Source organism: Goodfellowiella coeruleoviolacea (genome assembly GCF_024171785.1).
GTDB lineage: Bacteria > Actinomycetota > Actinomycetes > Mycobacteriales > Pseudonocardiaceae > Goodfellowiella > Goodfellowiella coeruleoviolacea.
Genome location: NZ_JAMTCK010000001.1, coordinates 55,996 through 60,488 on the forward strand (window position 1 = coordinate 55,996; position 4,493 = coordinate 60,488).

At 73.2% G+C, this 4,493-nt stretch carries 1 protein-coding gene; it reads right to left on the reverse strand.

Annotation, left to right across the window (positions count from 1 at the left end):
- A partial coding sequence (locus LX83_RS00230) for an amino acid adenylation domain-containing protein (protein ID WP_253765643.1) occupies nt 1–4,493 on the reverse strand: 4,493 nt, incomplete at both ends.

Below are 4,493 nucleotides of genomic sequence, written 5' to 3' on the forward strand. Positions count from 1 at the left end.
AAGATCACATACGCCAGATCGTCACCAGACCCCCGCAACGGCACCAACTCCGCGTCCACCGCGTCGTCCAGCACCACCACCCGAGCCGACCCACCGACTTCCTCGGCCAGCTCGCGGTACCGCGGGTCGACCACCAGCACCCCGGCGCCGGCGTCGGCGACCAGGCCGGCGGTGCGGGCCACCGGGGCGTTGGGGTCCAACGGCACCCACGCCAGGCCGGCGCCCAGCACGCCCAGCACCGCGACGGCGAACCCGATCCCCGGGTCGCACACCACACCCACCACACCAGAACCCGTCGCGGAGTCCAGCAAGCGACGCGACAGCGCACTCGCCCGCGCCACCAGGTCCGCGTAGCTCACCGCACCGGAGTCGTCCTGGACCGCGATCTCGTCCGGCATCTCCCGCGCGAACGAGCGCACCCGCCAGACCACGTCCTCCCAGTGGCCGGCGTTGTCCCGCGCGGTGTCGTTCCAGTCCACCAGCACCCGCCGCCGCTCGTCCGCGTCGAGGACGTCGAACCCGCTCAGTGGCGCGTCCACATCGGACACCATGCTGGTGAGCAGCCGGTCCAGGTAGCCGACGAAGCGGAGCACGGTGGCCGCGTCGAACAGGTCGGTGCTGAACTTCACCAGGCCCTCGATGCCGTTGGGCGTGCCGTCGGCCGCGGTGTCCTCGATGAAGTCGAAGTGCAGGTCGACGTCGGCCGCCAGGGTGTTCAGCAGCTCGGACTCGGTGGTCAGGCCGGGCAGGTCCACCTCGGCGGTGACGTTGTTCTGCAGCGCCAGCACCACCTGGAACAGTGGCGGCCTCGACAGCGAGCGGACCGGGCTGAGCACCTCGACCAGCCGCTCGAACGGCAGGTCCTGGTGGGCGTACGCGGCCAGGTCGCTCTCCCGCACCCGGGCCAGCAGGGTGCGGAAGCTCGGGTCGCCGGACAGGTCGGCGCGCAGCACCAGCGTGTTGAGGAAGAAGCCGACCAGTTCGTGCAGTGCGTGGTCGGTGCGGCCGGCGATCGGCGTGCCCACCGCGATGTCAGTGCCCGCGCCGAGCTTGTTGAACAGCGCGGACAGACCGGACTGCAACACCATGAACAGGCTCGCGTTGTTCTCCCTGGCCACCCGGGCCAGTGCCGCGTGCAGTTCGGCGCTGAGCGCGAACCGGACGGTGTCGCCGTGGTAGCTGGCCACGGCGGGGCGCGGCCGGTCGGTGGGCAGCACCAGTTCCTCGGGCAGGTCGGCCAGCGCCTGGGTCCAGAACCGCAGCTGCTGCGCGGCCAGGCTGTCCGGGTCGGCCTCGTCGCCCAGCAGCGCGCGCTGCCAGAGCGTGTAGTCGGCGTACTGCACGGGCAGCTCCGGCCAGTCCGGCGTGGTGTCGCCGGCCCGCCGGGCGCGGTACGCCGCGGCGAGGTCACGGGCCAGCGGCGCGGCCGACCAGCCGTCGCAGGCGATGTGGTGGGCCACCAGCAGCAGCACGTGTTCCCGGGGGCCGAGCACGTACAGCCGGGCCCGCATCGGCAGCTCGCGGGCCAGGTCGAAACCCCGGCCCAGCTCGGCCCGCAGGGTGGCCGGCAGTTCCTCCTCGGTGGTGGCCGCGACCACCAGCTCCGGCAGTTCGTCGCGGATCTCCTGGTAGGGCTGGCCGTCCACGTCCGGGTAGACGGTGCGCAGCGCCTCGTGCCGCCGGGCCACGTCCTCGACGGCGGCGCGCAGCGCGTCCAGGTCCAGTTCGCCGCGCAGCCGCAGCGCGACCGGGACGTTGTAGGTGGCGGTGGCGCCCTCCAGCCGGTTGAGGAACCACAGCCGCTGCTGGCCGGAGGACAGGGGCAGCCGTTCCGGCCGTGGGCCGGCGACCAGCGGCAGCCGCCGGGTGTCCAGCGCGGCGAGCCGGGTCGCGATCCCGGCGACGGTGGGCGCCTCGAACACCGCGCGCAACGGCAGGTCCACGCCGAACGCGGCGCGAATCCGGTTCACCAGCCGGGTCGCGGCCAGGCTGTGCCCGCCGAGCATGAAGAAGTCGTCGTCGACGCCGACCTGTTGGCCGCCGAGCACCTCGGCGAACAGCCCGCACAGCAGGACTTCCTCGGGGGTCCGCGGCATCCGCCCCGCACTCGCCGCCGGGACGACCGGTGCTGGCACGGGCAGCGCCCGGCGGTCCAGCTTGCCGTTGGCGTTGCGCGGGAACTCGGGCAGCACCAGCACGTCGCTGGGCACCATGTACTCGGGCAGCACCGCGCCCAGCCGGCGGCGCAACGCGGCGCCGTCCAGCTCGGCGCCGTCCTCGGCCACCACGTACCCGACCAGCCGCAGCTCGGTCGGCTGACCGGTGTCGCCACCGGTGCCCGCCAGCGCGGCCACCGCCGCGCCGGCCACCCGCGGCAGCCGGTTGAGCGCTGCCTCCACCTCGCCGAGTTCGATCCGGAAACCGCGGATCTTGACCTGGTCGTCGGCCCGGCCGAGGTAGTGGATGTTGCCGTCGGCCAGCCAGCGCACCACGTCACCGGTGCGGTACATGCGGTCGCCGGCCGGGCCGAACGGATCGGCCACGAACCGGGTCGCGGTCAGTTCCGACCGGTTCAGGTAGCCCCGCGTGACGCCCTCGCCGGCCAGGTACAGCTCGCCGGGCACGCCGACCGGCACCGGGTGCAGGCGCTCGTCCAGCACGTACGCCCGGGTGTTGGACAGCGGCCGGCCGATCGGCGGGGCCTCGCCCGCCGGATCGTCGGAGTACGCCCCGATGGTGTACACGGTGGTTTCGGTCGGGCCGTAGATGTTGGCGATCCTGGCCTCCGGCAGCACCCCGCGCACGCCGCGCACCACCTGGGTGGACAGCGCCTCACCGGCGAACACCACGTTGGCCGAGGACACCGCGAGGTCGCTGCCGGCCAGCAGCGCGGCGAACACCGAGGGCACCCCGCTGATGGTGGTGCCCGACCACGGCCGGTCGGCCAGCGCGAGCAGGTCGGCCACGATCTCCACCCGGCCGCCGACCAGCAGCGGCGGGAACAGCTCGAACACGGACACGTCGAAGCTCAGCGACGTCGACGCCAGCACCGACCGCAGGTTCGCGGCACCGTAGTCGGTGACCGCCCAGTCCAGGAAGTCGGTCAGGTTGTGCCGGGTCACCACGACGCCCTTGGGCCTGCCGGTGGAACCGGAGGTGTAGATCAGGTACGCCGGGTGCGCCGGCCGGACCGGGGCGAGCCGGTCGGCGTCGGTGAGGTCGTCGGCGCCGCGACCGGCGATGGCCGTGGCGGTCGCCAGCTCGTCCAGCACCACGGCCGTCGCCTGGCTGGCCGGCAGCCGGTCCACCTGCGCGGCGGTGGTGACCACCACCGAGGGCTCGGCGTCGGCCAGCACGTAGCTGATCCGCTCGGCCGGGTGGGCGAGGTCGACGGGCAGGTAGCCGGCGCCGGTCTTGAGCACCGCGACCAGCGCGACCAGCAGGTCCACCGACCGGGGCAGGGCCAGTGCGACGAACCGCTCCGGCCCGGCGCCGAGCGCGATCAGCTGGCGGGCCAGTCGGTTGGCTCGCGCGTTGAGGTCGGCGTAGGTCGCGGTCTCGGTGCCGGCCAGCACCGCGATCTCGTCCGGGGTCCGGCGGGCCTGTGCCTCGAACAGCGCGAGGGGCTCCCGCCCGGCCAGCGGCCGGCTGCCGCCGTCACCGAGGCGCAGCAGTTCGGCCCGCTCGTCCGGCAGCAGGATGTTCAGGTCGCTGATCCGGGTTCGCGGTGCGGCGACCGCCGCGGCCAGCAGCGCGATCAGCCGCTGGCACAGCTGGTCCACGGTGGCCTGGTCGAACAGGTCGGTGCTGTACTCGGCCGCGATACCGATGCCGCCGTCCGGCCGCTCGGTGAACTCGAAGGACAGGTCGAACTTGGCGGTCTCGGTGGGTGCCAGCCGGAACTCGGTGTGCAGGCCGGGCAGCTCCACCTCGGCCGTCTGCTGGTTCTGGAAGGCGAGCACCACCTGGAACAGCGGCTGCCTGGACAGCGAGCGGACCGGGCTGAGGATCTCCACCAGGCGTTCGAACGGCACGTCCTGGTTGGCGTAGGCCGCCAGGTTGGTTTCCCGCACCCGGGACACCAGCTCGGCGAAGTCGGGGTTGCCGGACACGTCGGTGCGCAGCAGCAGCGTGTTGATGAACATGCCGACCAGCTCGTCCAGCGCGTCGTCGGTGCGCCCGGCGACCGGGGTGCCCAACGGGATGTCGGTGCCCGCGCCCAGCCGGTGGAACAGCGCCGAGAAGCCGGCCTGCACGAGCATGAACACGCTGGCCCCGTGCTGCTTGGCGAGTTCGGCCAGCTGCCGGTGCAGTTCGGCGTCGAGCAGGTGCCGCACGGTGTGGCCGCGGTGCGTGGTGATCTCCGGTCGGGGCCGGTCGGTGGGCAGGCGCAGCTGCTCGGGCAGATCGGCCAGAGTGGACCGCCAGAAGGCCAGCTGCCGGGACACCAGGCTGTCCGGGTCGTCCTCCGACCCCAGCAACTCCCGGTGCCA